Consider the following 16,737-nt stretch of genomic DNA (forward strand, 5'->3'; position numbering starts at 1 on the left):
CATATTTGCTCTGTCGGGAGAGCTCAGGGAAGGGCATTTTTATAAATCAAGCGAATGATCATTCAGCAAAAACTCGTATAAACCCAGGTGAAGGATTCCGTCTTCATCCGTCCAGGGTTTCATGGATGTTTTTGAAACAATTATTTTCTTGAAAAAATCGTTTGTATTCTTTAATGGTCTAAGTTCTGTATTCATTTTTTCGTCATCGGAAAGATTTAATGCAGACTGAATATAATATTTTTTGGAGCCGGCGTTCACAACAAAATCTATTTCAACCTGTGTTTTTGATTTTTTGCCATTTTTTGTGTTGACAAATTCTACAACACCGACATCAACGAAATATCCCCGGCATAACAATTCATTGTACATAATGTTTTCCATTATATGTGTTTCTTCCTGCTGACGGAAATTTAATTTGGCGTTCCGTAATCCGATATCGGTACAATAATATTTGGATGGATATTCAAAATATTTTTTGCCCTTAACATCATATCTTTTGGCCACTTGAAACAGAAATGACTCAACAAGATAATCTAAATACTTTGAAATTGTATTTGATGAAACCTTAATTTGTTTTACCGATTGCAGTGTTCTTGCGATTTTAGAAGAATTTGTCAATGAACCGATTGAAGAACATAAATCATCCGTCAATTCCTCAAGCACGTCCTTTAGTTCGATATCGTATCTCTCGCTGATATCCTTAAAGTAAACTTCATCAAAAAGACTCCGGAGATATTGCATTTTTTCCATGTCATTTTTCTTTGATAAAGTCAGTGGCATCCCTCCATACATTGCATACTCCTCATAAGCCTCTGATTTATCACCGCCAACAAAATTGTAATACTCTTTAAAGGAAAGTGGATATACCCTTACTTCATCTCCTCGACCTCGAAATGCGGTCAGAACATCTTTTGTGAGAAGCTTCGAGTTACTGCCGGTGACATAAATATCAACATTCCGAAGCCTTAAAAGTCCATTAAGTACATTGTACAATTTGACTTCATCCAGATTTTTCAATTCTTTATTTGAGATGGCATATTGGACTTCATCAATGAAAATATAGTTCATTTTATGCTCAACGATTTTTGAACGTATATATTTCGACAGCTCTGCCGGGTCGCGGTATTGCGTAAACATATCATCATCAAGAGGAATTTGAAGAATCTGATTTTCTTCGATTCCCTGTGAAATTAGATAATCATGATAGAGATAGAACAGCAAATAGCTTTTGCCGCACCTTCTGATACCGGTTATCACTTTGATAAGACCGTTCTCTTTTTTGTCGATCAACCGTTGTAAATAGGTGTCTCTTTTTATTTCTTGCATTATTCAACCACCTTTCATTTAAAATTTAGGTGTATTATCCCCTAACTTTTAATTCATTATACCAACTATGGTCTGCAAAATCAATTGTATATTTAAAAGTTGGGTGCATTTCCCCCTAACTTTTAAATGGAAAATGTCTGGTTCTTATCTGCGGAAACATTTTGTCTTGTACAGAAGGTATAAATAATAAATGAACAATGATGTAAGTATAAATTCACTAAAAATGATAATAAGAATACAAAGAATACATTTTATGGTTGACATTGCTTGAAAATTATGGTAGGCTCAGAGTGTAAACATTATAGGACGAGCATCACAATATCATTATAACTTAGCGGTTGAGGAGGGATTTTATTTATGAAGGACATTGAAGAAATCAAAAAAAGCATCCAGATATTAATCAAATATCCGCACGCATTTGGCTTCTCGGAGTATGGCGATCGAGGAAATGGCTGCAGTGGCAGGCTTGATAGAATGGATTCGGAGGAGAACAGCGATTATGCCAAGACTTATGCTTCTGTACTCCAGGCGATGCCAAAATATTCAGAATTACATAAGCAGTTCGCACCTGTTCTCATGCAGGAATTAAAATTGAAACAGTGGCCTCGATACGATTATTCTATTAAAATACTGACCAGAATTTTAATGGATGATACGCAGATGACGGGCAGCGAGACAGTTGAGGAGCTGTGCAGAGTGGCGGTGTGTGCTCAAGAGTATATGAAGGAAACGGGAAAGACAATACTGGAAAGTATGGATTTGGCAAATATTATGTAGATGGAGGTAATATATATGGAAAATTTAAGCATATTCAAAGACAAACTGATTGTAACATTTAACTTAAACGGCTGGCTCCCGATACGGAAAGACATCTCGTTTGGACAGAAACTTGCAAAAGTATCGCAGGAAATCGCATTTTCGGATCAGCAGCCAATCATTATCATGCTGCAAGAGATGATAGGGGGCAGGGATCGAAAGTACATAGATTTGCTTGAAGAGTATTTCAAAGACTATACAGTTGTTTTACCTGCTGGGTTCGATTATCACAGACATTCCCGATCTATTCTTTCGGTAACGCTCATCCGGAAGGATGTTCTTGGCAGCTATAAGCTATTCCAGGTGGATGAGCAGCTTCCGAGCCGCACATGCTGCGTAGTGGCAGAAATCGATGGGGTTCGAACATATATCATTAATGCTCACGTAGTACAGATTCAGAACTTCCGGAATCAAGCCAGCTGGTACATTCAGGAGAGAAAGCGTTTGCACGCAAGACAGTGGCGGTTATTACATGAATTTTTACACGAACACAGGGAATCGAATGTAATACTGGGGGGAGACCTCAGGAAGGACGGGACGGGGAGAATATATCGATGATCAGAAAAGATGGTTACATTATGGATGACTGGGGTTTCCCGACCGTGAAGAACGCTTTTTTTAAAGAAGAGCCCATTGACCATCTGGCGTTCTCTATTAGTGCAAAGGAAATTTATGGGGCAACGGATCTAGAGATAATGTTCAGCGTTTGTGATTATAATAGTGAGCTTGGAGCATATAGTGATCATTTCCCACTGTATAATCTCCCCATGAATTAACTAATTTTAGTACACCGGAGTGGATGCGGATGCATCAGGAAGAGCTGGGCTGTGATCGTTCCGGCATTGATGAAAAGAATGTGAACAGCGTGAACCAATATCTCAAGGGTTGCAATGACTATGTAGCATCTATCACAGACTTTGATATTGCGACCATGGAAATGGACATATATGTAGCCGGTTCCGTGCGCAACATGCATAAGTTCAAACTGGAAGAGGTTGTGCATCCGGAGTCTGATAAATGCAAATGGGAGCTTAGTCATCAAGAGGAGATTACCATTGAAGCGTATAAATATGCCGTGGACAACACCTGCTACATGACAAGATACAGTGTGCTTTTCGAAAAATTTGGAATTGAATTCAGAGAACCGCTCTACGATCCTTTCCCGTTTCGTGTTGAAGAGAAAATTCTAGAGGAGCAAACGCTGACTTTGGAGGAGTGCAGACAGAGAGCCCATGAGATATTGGGCTCTTCGAGTCTGTACGAAGAATTGGACAGGATCTATTCACCGGAAAATCAGCAAATTTATAAGGGGCATCCGGTACATTATCTGATCAGCGCAGGGGCGTGGGGAGCGGCTGAAGATATTTATGAACTTTTGATCAAAGCGTTGTACAATAATAAAAGACTTATATCAAACCGCATTACTCTGTTTCGGGAAGTACAGCGAAAAGGTTATAAAGACAGTCGCTATCAGAAGGTGATAAAAGCGGGAGAAGGCGGGACGGTGATCATTGAATCGAAAAGCAATGAGGGAATGGGGTGTTTCGCAACGGATTTTCATGAGTTTACAAAGCGTACCGGTGAGATTCTGGAGAAGCAGAAAAAGGATACCCTTTTCATATTCGTAGAGATCACCGGCAAATCGCTAAATGACGATGATGCGATCGATAACATTTTGAAAAAGGCTGATATTATACAGATTACAGAGGGAACAGGAACCTTGCAGGATGCCCGAAATTACCTGACAGAGCTTGTGGAGCAGGTGGATTTTGGGACAGAAGATAAAAGTGATGTGTATGATTATCTTGCAGAGGCAGAAACTTATTCCGTGACAGACATATTTAATGCGTACAATGCATGGTATGGAAGTGGGCTCAAGACCCATGTGTATAGGGCGTATCGGGAGAAGAAAAGTTTTCAGGTGGAAGTGACAAGGGTTCCCAACAAACCATACGACACCTTGCAGGAAATGATCGGATTAACAGAGGTAAAAACAGTGATTGATGAGATCATTGCGGCATCAAAAGTTGTCCGGGCGAGAGAGCGAATGGGCTTAAATACGCAGGGAGCCTCTTTTCATATGATGTTTTCCGGTAATCCCGGGACTGCCAAGACCTCCGTGGCGAGACTTCTGTGCAAGATTTTAAAAGAGGAGTCTGCGATCAGCAGCGGGCGGTTTGTGGAGTGTGGAAGACAGGATCTTGTTGCCAAGTATGTTGGGTGGACAGCCCGCATGGTAGAGGACAAGTTTAAGGAGGCGCAGGGAGGCATACTGTTTATTGATGAGGCGTATGCACTGGTCGATAGCAGTAATACCTATGGTGCGGAAGCAATCAACACGGTTGTGCAGATGATGGAAAATTACCGGGATAGCGTCATCGTTATCTTTGCCGGGTATTCGGAGAAGATGCAGACATTTCTCGAACAGAACGAGGGGTTGAAAAGCCGTATTGCGTTTCATTTGTCATTTCCGGATTATTCACCGGAGGAATTGACAGATATTTTAACGTTGATGTCCCAAAAACGGGACTATCAGATCGACGAAGAAGCAAAAGAATATTGCAAAGAACTTTTCTGCAATGCCGTAAAAGAAGACAACTTCGGAAATGGCAGATATGTAAGAAATATTCTGGACCAGGCGATCATAAAACAGTCTGCGCGTATTCTGAAAATGGAGACCAGAGAAGACATTTCCAGAGAAGAGATCTGCCGGTTGAAACGGGAGGATTTCAGGATTCACGAAATTGTAAAAAATAACGAAAAGCGGATAGGGTTTGCGGGATGAAGAATAAGGAGGACAAATTGAAAAAAGATGAATTAGAGCAGAAATATTATAATGAGCATATTCCGGTTCAAGACGATTCCGGCATTTGGAGGGTGCAGACGGGTCATGGACTTGAAAGCGGAGATATTAATTATATTGCAGGAGAGTTTTCCGGAATGTGTTTGATCTATCATTTTATGCATAATGGTGAGATGGATCATGTTCATAGGTTTGAGGATGTTTTGGCAGAGCTTTTGCAAGACCCGGAACATGTAGATATTGTGACGGATCATGTAGAATATTCAGAACAGCAGATCCAGATGGTTAAAGCAATAAAGAGGGCAGTGTCATTTGTAGATTCACATCACAGACCGATGACCATGGAAGAACTGCGTAGAAACAGAACGGGAGAGGATTATGAGAATTGATTGTGTGTTAAAAGACGGAGACAATTGTCTGGCTGTCAATGAAATACACAAGACCGGGAGGTGATAGTTTGTCTAAGCTTGTTAATGGATATAATGCGGTGCTGATTTCAGCGGATGTCACTGTTGGGCAAAATATAGATGGCTGTAAAAATGACATTGGCAAAAACGGTCAATTAACGATATGGGAATCTGAGAATTTACACCCGGGCCGGAAATACATAAGGTTCCAAACGGCAGATCATTCCGTCGAAATACAGACTGCCTGCGGCGATATCAGCATCTCAAATGATATATTTGAAATATCGACACAGTCAGGTGCGAACACGTATAGATTTAAGCTTCTGGAGCACATTCAAACAATTGATTTTAGAATGAAATTACCGGAGCGGTATTGGCATATCTGTAATGGTTGCGGAAAAAGAGAGTTTTTATCCAGCAAAGAAGCATTTGAGCAGGGCTGGGATTATCCGGGACCGGACGGAATATATAAGACAATGCCTAATTATGGCTTTGGAACGATAGCGCCACGGACTTGCGGCGATTGTTGTATCGCCATGGACAAGTTATATCTGGCGTTGGCAACGAAGAGTGAGTCAGTGGAAGAAGTGATGAGGGAAGAGAAGGAAACGCTGGAAAGAATACAAAATGAGCCGTGGTCTTTGATGGAATCAGAGGAGGATATGGGTGGTGAGCATGGATAGGGGTGACATAGAATGGACATCATTGCCGGATAGCTTTTTGTATTCTCCCGGCCAGCCGGAAGCCTGCTTCAAACACAACGATCCCTCCAAATACATCGGCGATCACATGCTGCTTGATAAACAGCGTAGACGCGAACACGCCCAGGGACATGATGAGCGTGGCGGTCTGATAGGTGCGGTTTGACTTCTTGAGCAGAAAGGAAGCACGGATGCAGCACCAGCTCTCGAGGCAGTGGATCGACGGGAACAGATTCACCGGTGGGTCGAAGGTGTAGATCAGGCGGACCAGACGGTTGCACAGATCAGTTCCGGTCACCTCAGGACGTGCGAGCGTGGTTGGAAGGAACACGAAGAAGAACAGACAGATGAGCTTTGCGATGATGTTGCCGAAGGCGAAGCGGTAGCAGAGCTCTTTGCTGTCTCTGGCGATCAGAAGATAGTTCAGCCCCCACTGTACGAAGGCGAGGACATAGAACAGAACGAAGGGTGCAAGAAACGGCAGCGCCGTATCAAGCGGCGTTTCCAGCGAAGAGAATGTCAGGAAATGCCGTAGCTGTGCGATTCCCATGTAGACGCAGGAGTTTACAAGCAGTGCAAGTGCAAGGGGTTTAATTGCATATTTCGGTATCAACGGGTTCGTTTGCTTTAGCATGTCCAATTACCTCTCCCAGCTTCACCGGGGTTTCGTTGCCGGTTGACGAGTTCTTTAAAATGGCAGGATCGATCTGAACCTTTCCGGGCTCCGTCAGCAGTATGATCGTGGAGCCGCCGTACTGGAAGAAGCCCTTTTCGCTGCCGCGGACAGCCGTTCCTTTTCCTTCGTGGTTTACGATACGACCGACCAGCATTGCGCCGACCTCCATCTGCACAATGGTTCCAAGCTGATCCGTGCGGATCAGCGTATATTCGCGGCTGTTCTCGGTAAATACAGGACGGCTCGCGAGGGCCACCGGACGAACGGTGTGAAGAACGCCGGGGATACGGCGGTTGCGGCTTTTGGCACCGGAATCAACATAGCAGTAGCGGTGGTAATGATTGACGCACAACCGGAATACCAGACAATAACCGCCCTCGTAATGGCGGGCAAGCTTGTGGCTGCGGAGAAGCGAGGTGAGCGTGTAGCTGCTCTGCTTCACCGGAAGCACGGTGTCTTTTTCAATCTTCCACACGGACAGAAGTCCATCGCAGGGTGCAATTAGGTGTTTCGGATCCGGATCGACCGGGCGAAGCCCCTCGCGGATCTTGCGGGAGAAGAAATCGTTAAAGCTTCGGATATGATCTGTCTCGTAATCCTCAATCCGGATATTGTTTGTCTGAATAAACGGTCTGACTAGAAAATGGGACAGAGAAGAATCCAGAAAACGACCACACAGTTTGGACAGAGCCGGTGCCGTCAGGGGCTTCAAAAGCATTCTGCCCGGAATGGTGTGATACAGAAAATCAAGCATGTCCATGTCGAAAGACTCCTATCGTTTGATGTGCAGCAGAGCAAGGATCAAAATAATAAATTCAATGGCGCCAAAAATGATCAGGATTGCAATGCCACGGTTCTGCGGTTTCTTAATGTGGAAACGGAACAGGAACAAGAATCCGGTCACGATCATTACTCCGAAATAGAGAAGCGTCAGATCAGCCCGCAGCAGAAGATGCAGGAGCAGCACGGCAGGGAAGATCAGAGCTGCCGATGTGACAGGAAGTCCGGTATAAATCTTTGCACCGCTTTCATCGCGATTCTGATCCTCTTCCTCCATCACGTTAAAATATGCCAGACGGATCATCGCTGCCAGAACATAAAGAACAGCGACGAAGGTCAGTATATATGTAGCAGGCTTCTGGTAGTTACTTAAAATATAACAGGTGAAGCCGGAAAGTCCGGGAATGTGGATCGCATAGCGAAGCAGAGAAATGCCGATGCATGCCGGCAGCACACCAAAGGCAACCAGATCCGAAAGAGAATCGATCTGAATACCGAACTTTTTCATTTGTTCTGTGCGGTTCTTTTTGCTTCTTGCAACCTTGCCGTCAAATGTGTCGCACAAGCCCGAGAACAGCAGAAAAAACATCCCAAGATAAGGATGTCCGACGCCGTTTAAGCAGAGCATAATGCCGGTTGTACCCGACAGCAGTGAAAGGTAAGTAAGTATCACAGTATAATCATAGAATCCAATCATTTTATTTCTCCATTTTTAATTTTTTCTGACGTATTATGTAGCCGGCGATCACTGCGATCAGGCTGACAATAATACAGATGTAGAACGATAGACCGCGACTTAAGATCTCCAGACGGAAAGCCTCATCGCGGGTCATCAGCCGGCAGTATCCATTGAGCATCAGATAATCGGTGACGCCCATACCGCCGGGGATCGGCACGCAATTGGAACCAAGTACCACATAGATCTGTGTTGCTAGCAGATGTGGCAGCCTGCGCAGATCCCCATGAATCGCACGAAAGGAAAAAAGCGTGACGATAATCTGGGATAATCGCTGGCAAAGATTCAGAAGATACACCTTCCGGAGCATCTTCTTTCCATTAAATACAACAGACACACATTGGCTGTATTTGGTAATGGAGGATGCGAGCTTGCGTTCGATCCGGTCGGCGAGCCGGCTGCAGTGAAGCCTGCGCAGCAGTCCGGTAATACCACGTCCGGCAGCCAGTATCAGCGACTGACGCTTTAACAGCAGATAAAATAAAATACCAAGACCCGTAAGGATCAATCCGCCAGCAATGATCAGGATGCGGCAGAAGAGATTGAAGTTTAAAAATATCCCCGGGAAAAGTAAAATATCGGCAATGCCGATCGTGATGATCGCCAGAGTGTACATAATGAGATTCAGCAAAAGTGCTGTCATTACAGCAGTTCCCGGAATCTTATCCTGCATCATGAAAAAGGCGCTGGCGGGCTGTCCGCCGGAAGCCGACGGTGTAATAGCAGAAAAATACACATCTGCAGCGGCATAGACAAAGCCCTGTGTTCGTTTTGTGGGATATCCCATATGTCGGACAATGACACGAAGAGCCTCTCCCTCAAACCAGATAAATCCCAGTGCGCCGATCGAAGCAGGAATCAGACCCCATAGAGAGGCATCGCGCAGATCTGCGATAAGTTCATTTAAGGAAATACCGCTTCCCTTTAATACAGCGTAAATGGTAAATGCGGCAAGGATCAGTGTCACGATACAGCAGATGAGCGTATTTATATTTTGACGTAATATGTTCTTCATAGAATAGCTCCTGTTTGTAGTTCATTGAATGGGGAAATAAGCATGAGCTTTCCAAGTTACCTACTAACTATAACATAAAATAAATGAGAATTGGCGTTTCTCAATAAAATAAAGGAAAAAAATCAGAAAAACATATGGTTCATGCTGAAAAAAGCTTCCGGCGAATCTGCCGGGATATTTACCGGAACATATAGGAGAAATATGCCTCCTTAAACGCCGCAGAATTATTGCGGGAAATAGGGATCTGCGTGCCGTTTTTCGTGTGGATCGTCGTCTTGGTGAACTGATCGACATGATCCAGATTCACAATGTAGCTGCGGTGACATTTGAAAAAGCCCTCATCCAGAGAGAAAATCTCCTCGCAGTGGGAGAAAAGCTCGCGGATCTCAAGGGTGGTGTTGTTGGACAGGCAGACCTGCACCAGCTTATTCTGCGCCTCCAGATAATCGACATCGTCCAGCGTGATGCGGCAGAAGCCCGAAGAAGTCTGGGCGGTAAAGGTTTCCTTTTCACGGTGCAGAGTCTGGGTGAAATCATCCATAGCGGCAAAGAGCTTCTCCGGGTCGACCGGCTTCATCAGGTAATTGAGTGCCTTCACCTCATAGGAATCCACGGCAAATTCGCGGGAAGAGGTCAGGAAAATGATCGGAACCGATTGATGCTCCTGACGCAGCTCCTTCGCGGTATCCATACCGTTGAGCAAAGGCATGATGATGTCCAGAATGATCAGATCCATGCAGTGGGTGTGGTGCGCCCGGATCAGATCATCGCCGTTGGAAAAACGGTAAAGAGTCACATCGACATGATGCTTCGATGCCCACTTTTCCAATAGCGCGACAGTCGTATTGATAAATTGTACCTCGTCATCACAGATTGCTATCTTCATAAAAATCCTGCGTTCCTTTCTCTGCCTGTAAACATTATGTCTCTGATATTTACACGATGATCCTCAGAATAAACATATGGTCGGAAACGGAAAAATGATACTGACCATGCAGCTGTTCTACATAGTATACAATACTTTTGACTCCGATGCCATGTCCTTTTCGGGTAGAAGCGGGAATCCCGTCAACAAACTTTGGAATCTGGTCGACCGGATTTTCGATTTCTAGAAGAAGCTGGTGGTTCTTCTGAGTGATCGTCAGTCTTGCCCAGCCATCATCTGCCGACGACTGCTCCAGTGCGTGCATTGCATTTTCGAGCGCATTGGACAGGATCGTACAAATTGCAATATCCGGGCATGGAAGCTCTGCCTGCGTGCGGATATTGCATTCAAGACGCAGGTCCTTTTCCGTGAAACGTGTCTGGTAGATCGAAATCACGGAATTAAGCGTGTCGTTTTTGCTGTAGGTCGTGATGACTGTGTCGTCATAGGCGTCGTTGATCTCCTGAATATATTTCTGCGCCTGTTCCGGGTCGTTTTGCAGAAATGTCTGGATCATATTCAGGTGATGACGCATATCGTGCCGCAGGATGGAAAGCTCCTGCCGGCTGTTCCGTACCTGATCGATCTCCTTCTGGATCGACATGAGCTGTATTTCCATCAGGTCGCTGTACTGGCGGATTTCCTGCTTTTGCTCGAATTCTTTAAAATACACAAGAAGAAAAATCAAATATGCAATGCAGAAAGCGAAGCCATAAATTCCACAACTGCTTTATTGCCGGAATAGAGAAGATTGGAAAACTTCGTTGTTGCATAGTCAAAGATATAGTATACGAGAGGAAGGAATCCGATAATGCAAAGCTCCCTTTTGTCCTTGGCAAAAATTGCCGCCGTGGTGCGGCAGACAAAACGGCTGAGGATCACAAAGACCAGAAGCGTTGTGATAATACGCGAGAGATAATAGCACCAATCCTGACGGGTGAGGTCGAGTGCGAAAAGACCGACCCAGGTGCTGATCTGACAGCTCAAATAGGCAGAAAAAACAGAGGTCAGACTGGAAATCAGCGGGTAATGATAATAAAGAACTAAAAATATCACCAAAGGGAGATGGATCACAAAAGGATAAAGCTCCTTGGCAAAAAGCGAGCCGTACAGAAATGATACGACCAGATATAATAATCCTTCTCCGCACGAAAACAGAAACAGTGTACCGATATTGCGGCGGTTCTGTTTCACGCCAAGGAAAAAGGCAGAAATATAGATGCCGTAAAGCATGGTTGTTAAATTGTGAATACCAGACAGGATCTGTACCAGCATCATACCGCCTCCCCCATAATTATTGTGATAAAACACGGATGCCCCGAATAATGCTCTATTGCCGGATGGTTTTCGCAATTCTGCATCAGTCTGCTATGATTATAAAAGTTTTTGCCGGGAAACACAACCGGATCTCGTTACCATTCGCACTGTATACACGCTGTTCACACCCAATATTTCCGGAGCATAATTTTATGCTTTTATTCTTTATTAAAGAAACTAATGAAAAATACCGAAGAATAAGATAAGTGAAAGAATCTGTAGAGGGTGGCGAAAAAGCATATGTAAGCTTGATACTCAGGAACAGGGATGTGAATGAAAAGGCGTATATAAAAAGGACTCAGTCAGGGAGGATGAGAAGATGCGGGGAATGATTGCAGGAAATATGTACGAACCATATCGCAGTGCGCGTGCCGGAAGAAAACTGCAGGCGTCAAACGGTGCGCAGCAGGGTGCGGAATACAGTCAGACTGCTTCCGGCTTTGCGGCAGAGGACGGTGTGCAGTACGATGTGTCCAGCGGCAGAAGCCGTGTGGCACAGCTTCTGAGTGAGCAGTACGGCGGCGCGGATATGTATAATGTATCTGTGCCAAAAAGCGCACAGGGCGAGGCGACAATAGCAAAGACAACGAAGGGCACTGACACGTCTGTACCCCAAAACGGACACACGAAGAAGGACACTGCGTCTACAAACACATCGATTATTCATTCAGGAGCTGTGTCAAAAAATGGACAGACAAGTGATGGATCTGACCTGACGATGAGTGAGGATGAACAGGATCAGAACGGGGAAACTATGCCATGGGACGATATTTCCGAGCAGGATATGGAATCGGATCTTTCCTATCTGGAGAACATGCTGAAGCGCCTGCAAGAGAGCCGGAAAAATGCTTCCAAAAACAAGACGAATACCAAGAAAGCATTATCCTACAGTTACCGAAGAGTATCTGCAGCGATTATGCGCGCCAAGACGCGGATCCAGGCGGGAAACGCACTAAGCTCTGCCAAGTCAGAGCTGGCAAGCCTCAAGAGAAAAGCAGGCTCCGGACAATACAAGGATGAAGAAATTCAGATCGCAGTCAATCACGCGAACAAGATGATCCGTGCAGCCCGCAAAAAGGTGGTAAATATGAAGCTTGAGGAAATGCATAAGCAGCATGATGACGGTACGGTGCGGGGCAGAAAGCAGAAAACCGAGGCGATTAAGAAAACAAAAGCAGTACGGGAGAATACCTCCGAAAAGGCGAAGCTTGATCAGCAGATGGAGTTAATGAAAAAGCGGTTAAAGCAGCTTTCCGAGGCGGAAAAGAACGGACACCGCCGGTCGGAAAATTACGAGCTTCTGCAGGCGGATATGGAATATTTAAAGAAAATGATCGATCTGATGCGTCATGAGCAGAACGGAACGAGCGATGACAACGAGCAGAATACCATTGATGCCGCAATGACGGAAGCTGTCGGTACGACAGAGACTACGGCAATGACCGGAACAGCATCGGAGGCAGCGGCTGACACAAGCGCTTCTGCGGCAGAGCTGGCACAGCAGGGGATGGAAGCAACAGCGGCAGTAGATTAGTAAAATGTCAGGGAATCTCCAGCCCCCGGGCGCCTAAAACATTCAGTCCGCCGATTGCTGCATAGTCATCCGTATAATTGCGGATCGTGTCAAGTCCCTCGATAGAAACTGTGTCCGTATTTTGGGATACATTCTCTTGTGAAAAAATTCCGAGTCTATTATCATATAATATCTTACAATTTAGTTTATAAATCAAATAAATTATGATCCCAAAGCAAAGTTTCGTATAATGACATTGCTTTAAATATGTGGTATACTTTAGGTTACGGACAAGCATAATATAAATACGGTTTTGAATAAAGATTATATTATGAATTGAGGTCTGTTATGAACGAGAATAAGAACTTTAAACCTGTTGTTCCTGCGCACAAAAGGCTGCCGGAATTTACTCCGGTATCGTTGATGCTGGGTCTTTTGCTGGCAGTGGTTTTTGGAGCAGCTAATGCATATCTCGGACTGCGTGTTGGAATGACGGTTTCGGCATCAATCCCGGCGGCGGTTTTGTCGATGGGCATCCTAAGGTATATTCTGCGGCGGGATTCCATATTGGAGAATAATATGGTTCAGACGATCGGCTCTGCCGGCGAATCCCTGGCGGCGGGTGCGATATTTACCATGCCGGCGTTGTTTATGTGGGCGCAGGAAAGCACAGAGGTTGCGATGCCTTCTTTTACGGAGATTGCAGCAGTATCCGTCTGCGGAGGTCTGCTGGGTGTCCTGTTTATGGTACCCCTCCGCCGTGCATTGATCGTGGAGGAGCATGGTGCGCTTCCGTTCCCGGAGGGGACGGCGTGTGCAGAGGTGCTGCTTGCCGGTGAGGAAGGCGGTGCAGGTTCGAAGGTTGTATTTGCAGGTCTTGGACTTTCTGCGTTGTATAAGTTTATTACGGAGGGACTGCAGCTATTTCCGTCACGGGTTCACTGGAATATCCGTCCGCTGCGGACGGGATTTGGACTGGATGTACTGCCGGCACTGACCGGTGTCGGTTTTATTTGTGGATTCCGCGTGGCGTCCAATATGTTTGCCGGAGGCGTGCTTGGCTGGTTTGTATTGATTCCGGCGATCATGCTTTTCGGTGCGGACAATGTGATCGCACCGGGCATGGAGGCGATCTCTTCGATGGACGTCTGGGATATCTGGGGCAGCTATATCCGTTATATCGGTGCGGGAGCTGTTGCAGCAGGAGGTATTATCAGTCTGATCAGAACGTTTCCGGTGATCCTTCGTACCTTCGCCGCTGCAATGAAAGGGATCGGAGGCGGAGAGCAGGATACCCTGCGTACCTCGAAGGAGCTTCCGATGGGGGCGGTGCTTGCCGGAATTTTGCTGATCGCTGTAGTGATATGGCTTCTTCCGTCGGTGCCGGTACGGCTGTTTGGGGCGATGCTTGTCGTGATTTTCGGATTTTTCTTTGCTACGGTGTCAAGCAGGATGGTCGGTCTGGTGGGATCGTCGAACAACCCGGTTTCCGGCATGGCGATCGCGACCCTTCTGATCGCAACAGCACTGCTGAAAGGAACAGGGATGACCGGCTACGTTGGTATGGTATCGGCAATCTGCGTGGGAACCGTGATATGTATTGTGGCGGCGATGGCGGGGGATACCTCGCAGGATCTTAAGACCGGATATATCGTTGGCGCAACGCCACTATGGCAGCAGATCGGGGAACTGATCGGTGCAGTGGTCGCAGCACTGACGATCGGTGGCGTGATGTATCTGCTCAATGCAGCGTGGGGCTTTGGCAATTCCGTGCAGCTGCCGGCGCCGCAGGCAACATTAATGAAGCTTGTGGTGGAAGGCGTGATGGGAGGAACACTTCCGTGGGGCCTTGTGTTTTGCGGTGCATTCGTGGCTGTTGTGATCGAGATCCTCGGACTGCCGGTGCTTCCGATCGCGATTGGTTTATATCTGCCGATCCACCTATCAGCACCGATATTTGCAGGCGGTATGCTGCGGCGGATCATAGAGTCCCGAAAAGCGGACAGTGAAGAACAAAGAGGGAGGCAGAAGCTTCGCGTTGACAGAGGTATTTTATACAGTTCCGGACTGATTGCCGGGGAGGGGCTGGTTGGTATATTACTGGCGATTCTGGCGGTGATACCGTATCATGGCGGTTCGCTGGCAGATGTGGTTCAGATTGGATTTTCTTTTGGCAATATCGGCGGACTTGCAGCGTTTGGTCTGCTGCTTGCATCGATGGTATACTTTATAATGGAGGCGAAACATGGCAGTATTAACGGGGATAGAACCCAAGGAGGTATTTGACTGGTTTGAACAGATCTGTGCAATTCCGCACGGGTCATCCGACACGAAGCGGATCAGCGATTTTCTGGTGGACTTTGCGGTTCAGAGAGGACTGCGGTACCGTCAGGACGAATGGAATAATGTGATCATATGGAAGGATGCATCGGCAGGGTATGAGCAGTCGGCACCGGTTATGCTGCAGGGGCATATGGACATGGTCTGTGAAAAGGAAGCGGACTGTGACATTGACTTTGCACAGGAAGGTCTCCGGCTTAAGCTGGAAGGCAGTGTAATCTCGGCAGAGGGAACAACGCTTGGTGGTGATGATGGCATTGCGGTAGCATATGCGCTTGCGATCCTTGATGATGAGACAATACAGCATCCGCCGTTAGAGGCGGTATTTACCGTGGATGAGGAGATCGGCATGCTTGGAGCTGCCGCGATCGACTGCTCTGATCTGCGTTCCCGCATCATGTTAAATCTTGATTCGGAGGATGAGGGACATCTTCTGGTAAGCTGTGCCGGAGGCGTGACCGCGGAGGCGCATTTACCGGTGAAGTGGGAGCAGACAGACGGTGAACAGATCCGCCTTACGGTGACCGGTCTGATGGGCGGTCATTCCGGCGTAGAGATCGACAAGGGACGTGCCAATGCCTGCCGGTTGTTGGGGAGAACCCTTTTCACCCTGAAGGATTCCTGTCATTTCCGCCTGCTTCGTCTGGACGGCGGACTGAAGGACAATGCGATCCCGAGGGAGGCGACAGCGTTGCTTCTCTGCGAGGACGGAGACGGTGAGCGGGTGATTCGCGAGCTGGAGAAGGTGTACCAAAATGAGTACAGACAAACAGATCCATCGATTCGTCTTGTGTGGGAAAGCACTGGGACGAAAATGGGACAGAGAGCGATGACACAGCATTCCACGGACGATGTCATTGCGGCACTGGTGAATCTGCCGGGGGGCATACAGCGCATGAGTTTCGATATCCCGGGGCTGGTACAGACTTCCTTGAATCTGGGAATTATGATAACCCGGGAAGAAGAGGTATCGTTTTCTTTTTCGGTGCGGAGCAGTATCGGCACTGAGAAAGAAGAACTGGTGCAGAGGATCCGGTGTCTTATGGAGGCGCTTGGCGGAAGTGTGACCTGTACGGGAGCATATCCGGCATGGGAATATCGTGAGGATTCGCCGCTGCGCGAGCTGATGATACAGATTTACGAGGAGCAGTATGGTGAAAAGCCGGTGGTTGAGGCTCTTCATGCCGGTGTGGAATGCGGGCTGTTTGCCGGCAAGCTGCAGGGTCTTGACTGTGTTTCCTTCGGACCGGATATGGATGATATCCACACACCGAAGGAGTCCATGAATGTGGACAGTGTCCGCAGGACATGGGATTATGTGATTGAGATATTGAGAAGGTTAAGGTAGAAGGTTGCAGGCGGCGGTAAGTCGCAGAAATGAG

General features: G+C 46.5%; 18 protein-coding genes. 9 read left to right on the forward strand and 9 right to left on the reverse strand.

All coding sequences use genetic code 11. The annotated features are described in order from the left end of the window. Window positions 1-39: 39 nt before the first annotated feature. Complete coding sequence (locus tag DXA20_RS02175; RefSeq protein WP_118559117.1) at window positions 40-1,326, reverse strand: ATP-binding protein; 1,287 nt, start codon at window positions 1,324-1,326, stop codon at window positions 40-42. 357 nt (window positions 1,327-1,683) lie between these two features. Between DXA20_RS02175 and DXA20_RS02180 the strand changes: the two genes are divergently transcribed. The 6 genes from DXA20_RS02180 (at window position 1,684) to DXA20_RS02205 (ending at window position 6,035) form a co-directional block, all read left to right on the forward strand. Further along, window positions 1,684-2,103: a hypothetical protein gene (locus DXA20_RS02180; RefSeq protein WP_118559118.1), complete on the forward strand. Its 420-nt coding sequence runs from the start codon at window positions 1,684-1,686 to the stop codon at window positions 2,101-2,103. A gap of 15 nt (window positions 2,104-2,118) precedes the next feature. Then, on the forward strand, window positions 2,119-2,700 hold the full coding sequence (locus tag DXA20_RS02185; RefSeq protein WP_118559119.1) for a hypothetical protein: 582 nt from the start codon (window positions 2,119-2,121) through the stop codon (window positions 2,698-2,700). Then, a complete protein-coding gene (locus DXA20_RS02190) occupies window positions 2,697-2,918 on the forward strand; it encodes a hypothetical protein (protein ID WP_118559120.1) in 222 nt (73 codons plus the stop codon). Before DXA20_RS02185 ends, DXA20_RS02190 begins: the two co-directional genes overlap by 4 nt. Before the next feature lie 29 nt (window positions 2,919-2,947). Further along, entirely contained in the window at window positions 2,948-4,927 is a 1,980-nt protein-coding gene (locus DXA20_RS02195; RefSeq protein ID WP_158577098.1) for an AAA family ATPase, read from the forward strand. A 17-nt stretch (window positions 4,928-4,944) separates the two neighbouring features. Beyond that, window positions 4,945-5,334 carry a hypothetical protein gene (locus DXA20_RS02200; protein ID WP_199877040.1) on the forward strand — a complete coding sequence of 130 codons (390 nt, stop codon included), beginning with the start codon at window positions 4,945-4,947 and terminating at the stop codon, window positions 5,332-5,334. 68 nt (window positions 5,335-5,402) lie between these two features. Further along, window positions 5,403-6,035 carry a hypothetical protein gene (locus DXA20_RS02205; RefSeq protein ID WP_118559122.1) on the forward strand — a complete coding sequence of 211 codons (633 nt, stop codon included), beginning with the start codon at window positions 5,403-5,405 and terminating at the stop codon, window positions 6,033-6,035. 19 nt (window positions 6,036-6,054) lie between these two features. Here the strand turns inward: DXA20_RS02205 and DXA20_RS02210 are convergent, their stop codons facing one another. From DXA20_RS02210 to DXA20_RS16570, 7 genes are all read right to left on the reverse strand, one after another. Further along, window positions 6,055-6,687, reverse strand: coding sequence for a phosphatidic acid phosphatase (locus DXA20_RS02210; RefSeq protein WP_147403669.1), 633 nt, complete (start codon window positions 6,685-6,687; stop codon window positions 6,055-6,057). Continuing rightward, window positions 6,644-7,489, reverse strand: a complete 846-nt coding sequence (locus DXA20_RS02215; protein ID WP_118559124.1) for a phosphatidylserine decarboxylase — start codon at window positions 7,487-7,489, stop codon at window positions 6,644-6,646. Before DXA20_RS02215 ends, DXA20_RS02210 begins: the two co-directional genes overlap by 44 nt. Window positions 7,490-7,501: 12 nt before the next feature. After that, on the reverse strand, window positions 7,502-8,206 hold the full coding sequence (locus tag DXA20_RS02220; RefSeq protein ID WP_118559125.1) for a CDP-alcohol phosphatidyltransferase family protein: 705 nt from the start codon (window positions 8,204-8,206) through the stop codon (window positions 7,502-7,504). A 1-nt stretch (window position 8,207) separates the two neighbouring features. Further along, a complete protein-coding gene (locus tag DXA20_RS02225) occupies window positions 8,208-9,260 on the reverse strand; it encodes a lysylphosphatidylglycerol synthase transmembrane domain-containing protein (protein ID WP_118559126.1) in 1,053 nt (350 codons plus the stop codon). Between the two features lie 178 nt (window positions 9,261-9,438). Further along, a complete protein-coding gene (locus tag DXA20_RS02230; protein ID WP_118559127.1) occupies window positions 9,439-10,146 on the reverse strand; it encodes a LytR/AlgR family response regulator transcription factor in 708 nt (235 codons plus the stop codon). A 49-nt stretch (window positions 10,147-10,195) separates the two neighbouring features. Beyond that, window positions 10,196-10,858 carry a sensor histidine kinase gene (locus DXA20_RS16565; protein WP_243100497.1) on the reverse strand — a complete coding sequence of 221 codons (663 nt, stop codon included), beginning with the start codon at window positions 10,856-10,858 and terminating at the stop codon, window positions 10,196-10,198. An 11-nt stretch (window positions 10,859-10,869) separates the two neighbouring features. After that, window positions 10,870-11,463 carry a hypothetical protein gene (locus DXA20_RS16570; RefSeq protein WP_243100498.1) on the reverse strand — a complete coding sequence of 198 codons (594 nt, stop codon included), beginning with the start codon at window positions 11,461-11,463 and terminating at the stop codon, window positions 10,870-10,872. A gap of 358 nt (window positions 11,464-11,821) precedes the next feature. Between DXA20_RS16570 and DXA20_RS02240 the strand changes: the two genes are divergently transcribed. Next, on the forward strand, window positions 11,822-13,036 hold the full coding sequence (locus DXA20_RS02240; protein ID WP_118559128.1) for a hypothetical protein: 1,215 nt from the start codon (window positions 11,822-11,824) through the stop codon (window positions 13,034-13,036). A gap of 7 nt (window positions 13,037-13,043) precedes the next feature. Here the strand turns inward: DXA20_RS02240 and DXA20_RS15980 are convergent, their stop codons facing one another. After that, a complete protein-coding gene (locus tag DXA20_RS15980) occupies window positions 13,044-13,232 on the reverse strand; it encodes a hypothetical protein (RefSeq protein WP_147403670.1) in 189 nt (62 codons plus the stop codon). 131 nt (window positions 13,233-13,363) lie between these two features. Here DXA20_RS15980 and DXA20_RS02245 point away from each other — a divergent pair, with 131 nt between their 5' ends. Both DXA20_RS02245 and DXA20_RS02250 read left to right on the forward strand, forming a co-directional pair. Further along, the gene (locus DXA20_RS02245) at window positions 13,364-15,301 is read left to right on the forward strand and encodes an OPT family oligopeptide transporter (RefSeq protein ID WP_118559129.1); all 1,938 of its coding nucleotides are present in this window, start codon (window positions 13,364-13,366) and stop codon (window positions 15,299-15,301) included. Further along, window positions 15,261-16,703, forward strand: a complete 1,443-nt coding sequence (locus DXA20_RS02250) for an aminoacyl-histidine dipeptidase (RefSeq protein ID WP_118559130.1) — start codon at window positions 15,261-15,263, stop codon at window positions 16,701-16,703. The genes DXA20_RS02245 and DXA20_RS02250 overlap by 41 nt, the downstream gene beginning before the upstream one ends. Window positions 16,704-16,737 lie beyond the last annotated feature (34 nt).

This window comes from Roseburia sp. AM59-24XD (genome assembly GCF_003478445.1).
Taxonomy (GTDB): Bacteria; Bacillota; Clostridia; order Lachnospirales; family Lachnospiraceae; genus Jutongia.

Coding starts and splice junctions, on each gene's coding strand:
- DXA20_RS02175 (WP_118559117.1), bottom strand. CDS start 1,326: ATGCAAGAAATAAAAAGAGACACCTATTTACAACGGTTGATCGACAAA.
- DXA20_RS02180 (WP_118559118.1), top strand. CDS start 1,684: ATGAAGGACATTGAAGAAATCAAAAAAAGCATCCAGATATTAATCAAA.
- DXA20_RS02185 (WP_118559119.1), top strand. CDS start 2,119: ATGGAAAATTTAAGCATATTCAAAGACAAACTGATTGTAACATTTAAC.
- DXA20_RS02190 (WP_118559120.1), top strand. CDS start 2,697: ATGATCAGAAAAGATGGTTACATTATGGATGACTGGGGTTTCCCGACC.
- DXA20_RS02195 (WP_158577098.1), top strand. CDS start 2,948: ATGCATCAGGAAGAGCTGGGCTGTGATCGTTCCGGCATTGATGAAAAG.
- DXA20_RS02210 (WP_147403669.1), bottom strand. CDS start 6,687: ATGCTAAAGCAAACGAACCCGTTGATACCGAAATATGCAATTAAACCC.
- DXA20_RS02215 (WP_118559124.1), bottom strand. CDS start 7,489: ATGGACATGCTTGATTTTCTGTATCACACCATTCCGGGCAGAATGCTT.
- DXA20_RS02220 (WP_118559125.1), bottom strand. CDS start 8,206: ATGATTGGATTCTATGATTATACTGTGATACTTACTTACCTTTCACTG.
- DXA20_RS02225 (WP_118559126.1), bottom strand. CDS start 9,260: ATGAAGAACATATTACGTCAAAATATAAATACGCTCATCTGCTGTATC.
- DXA20_RS02230 (WP_118559127.1), bottom strand. CDS start 10,146: ATGAAGATAGCAATCTGTGATGACGAGGTACAATTTATCAATACGACT.
- DXA20_RS16570 (WP_243100498.1), bottom strand. CDS start 11,463: ATGATGCTGGTACAGATCCTGTCTGGTATTCACAATTTAACAACCATG.
- DXA20_RS02240 (WP_118559128.1), top strand. CDS start 11,822: ATGCGGGGAATGATTGCAGGAAATATGTACGAACCATATCGCAGTGCG.
- DXA20_RS02245 (WP_118559129.1), top strand. CDS start 13,364: ATGAACGAGAATAAGAACTTTAAACCTGTTGTTCCTGCGCACAAAAGG.
- DXA20_RS02250 (WP_118559130.1), top strand. CDS start 15,261: ATGGCAGTATTAACGGGGATAGAACCCAAGGAGGTATTTGACTGGTTT.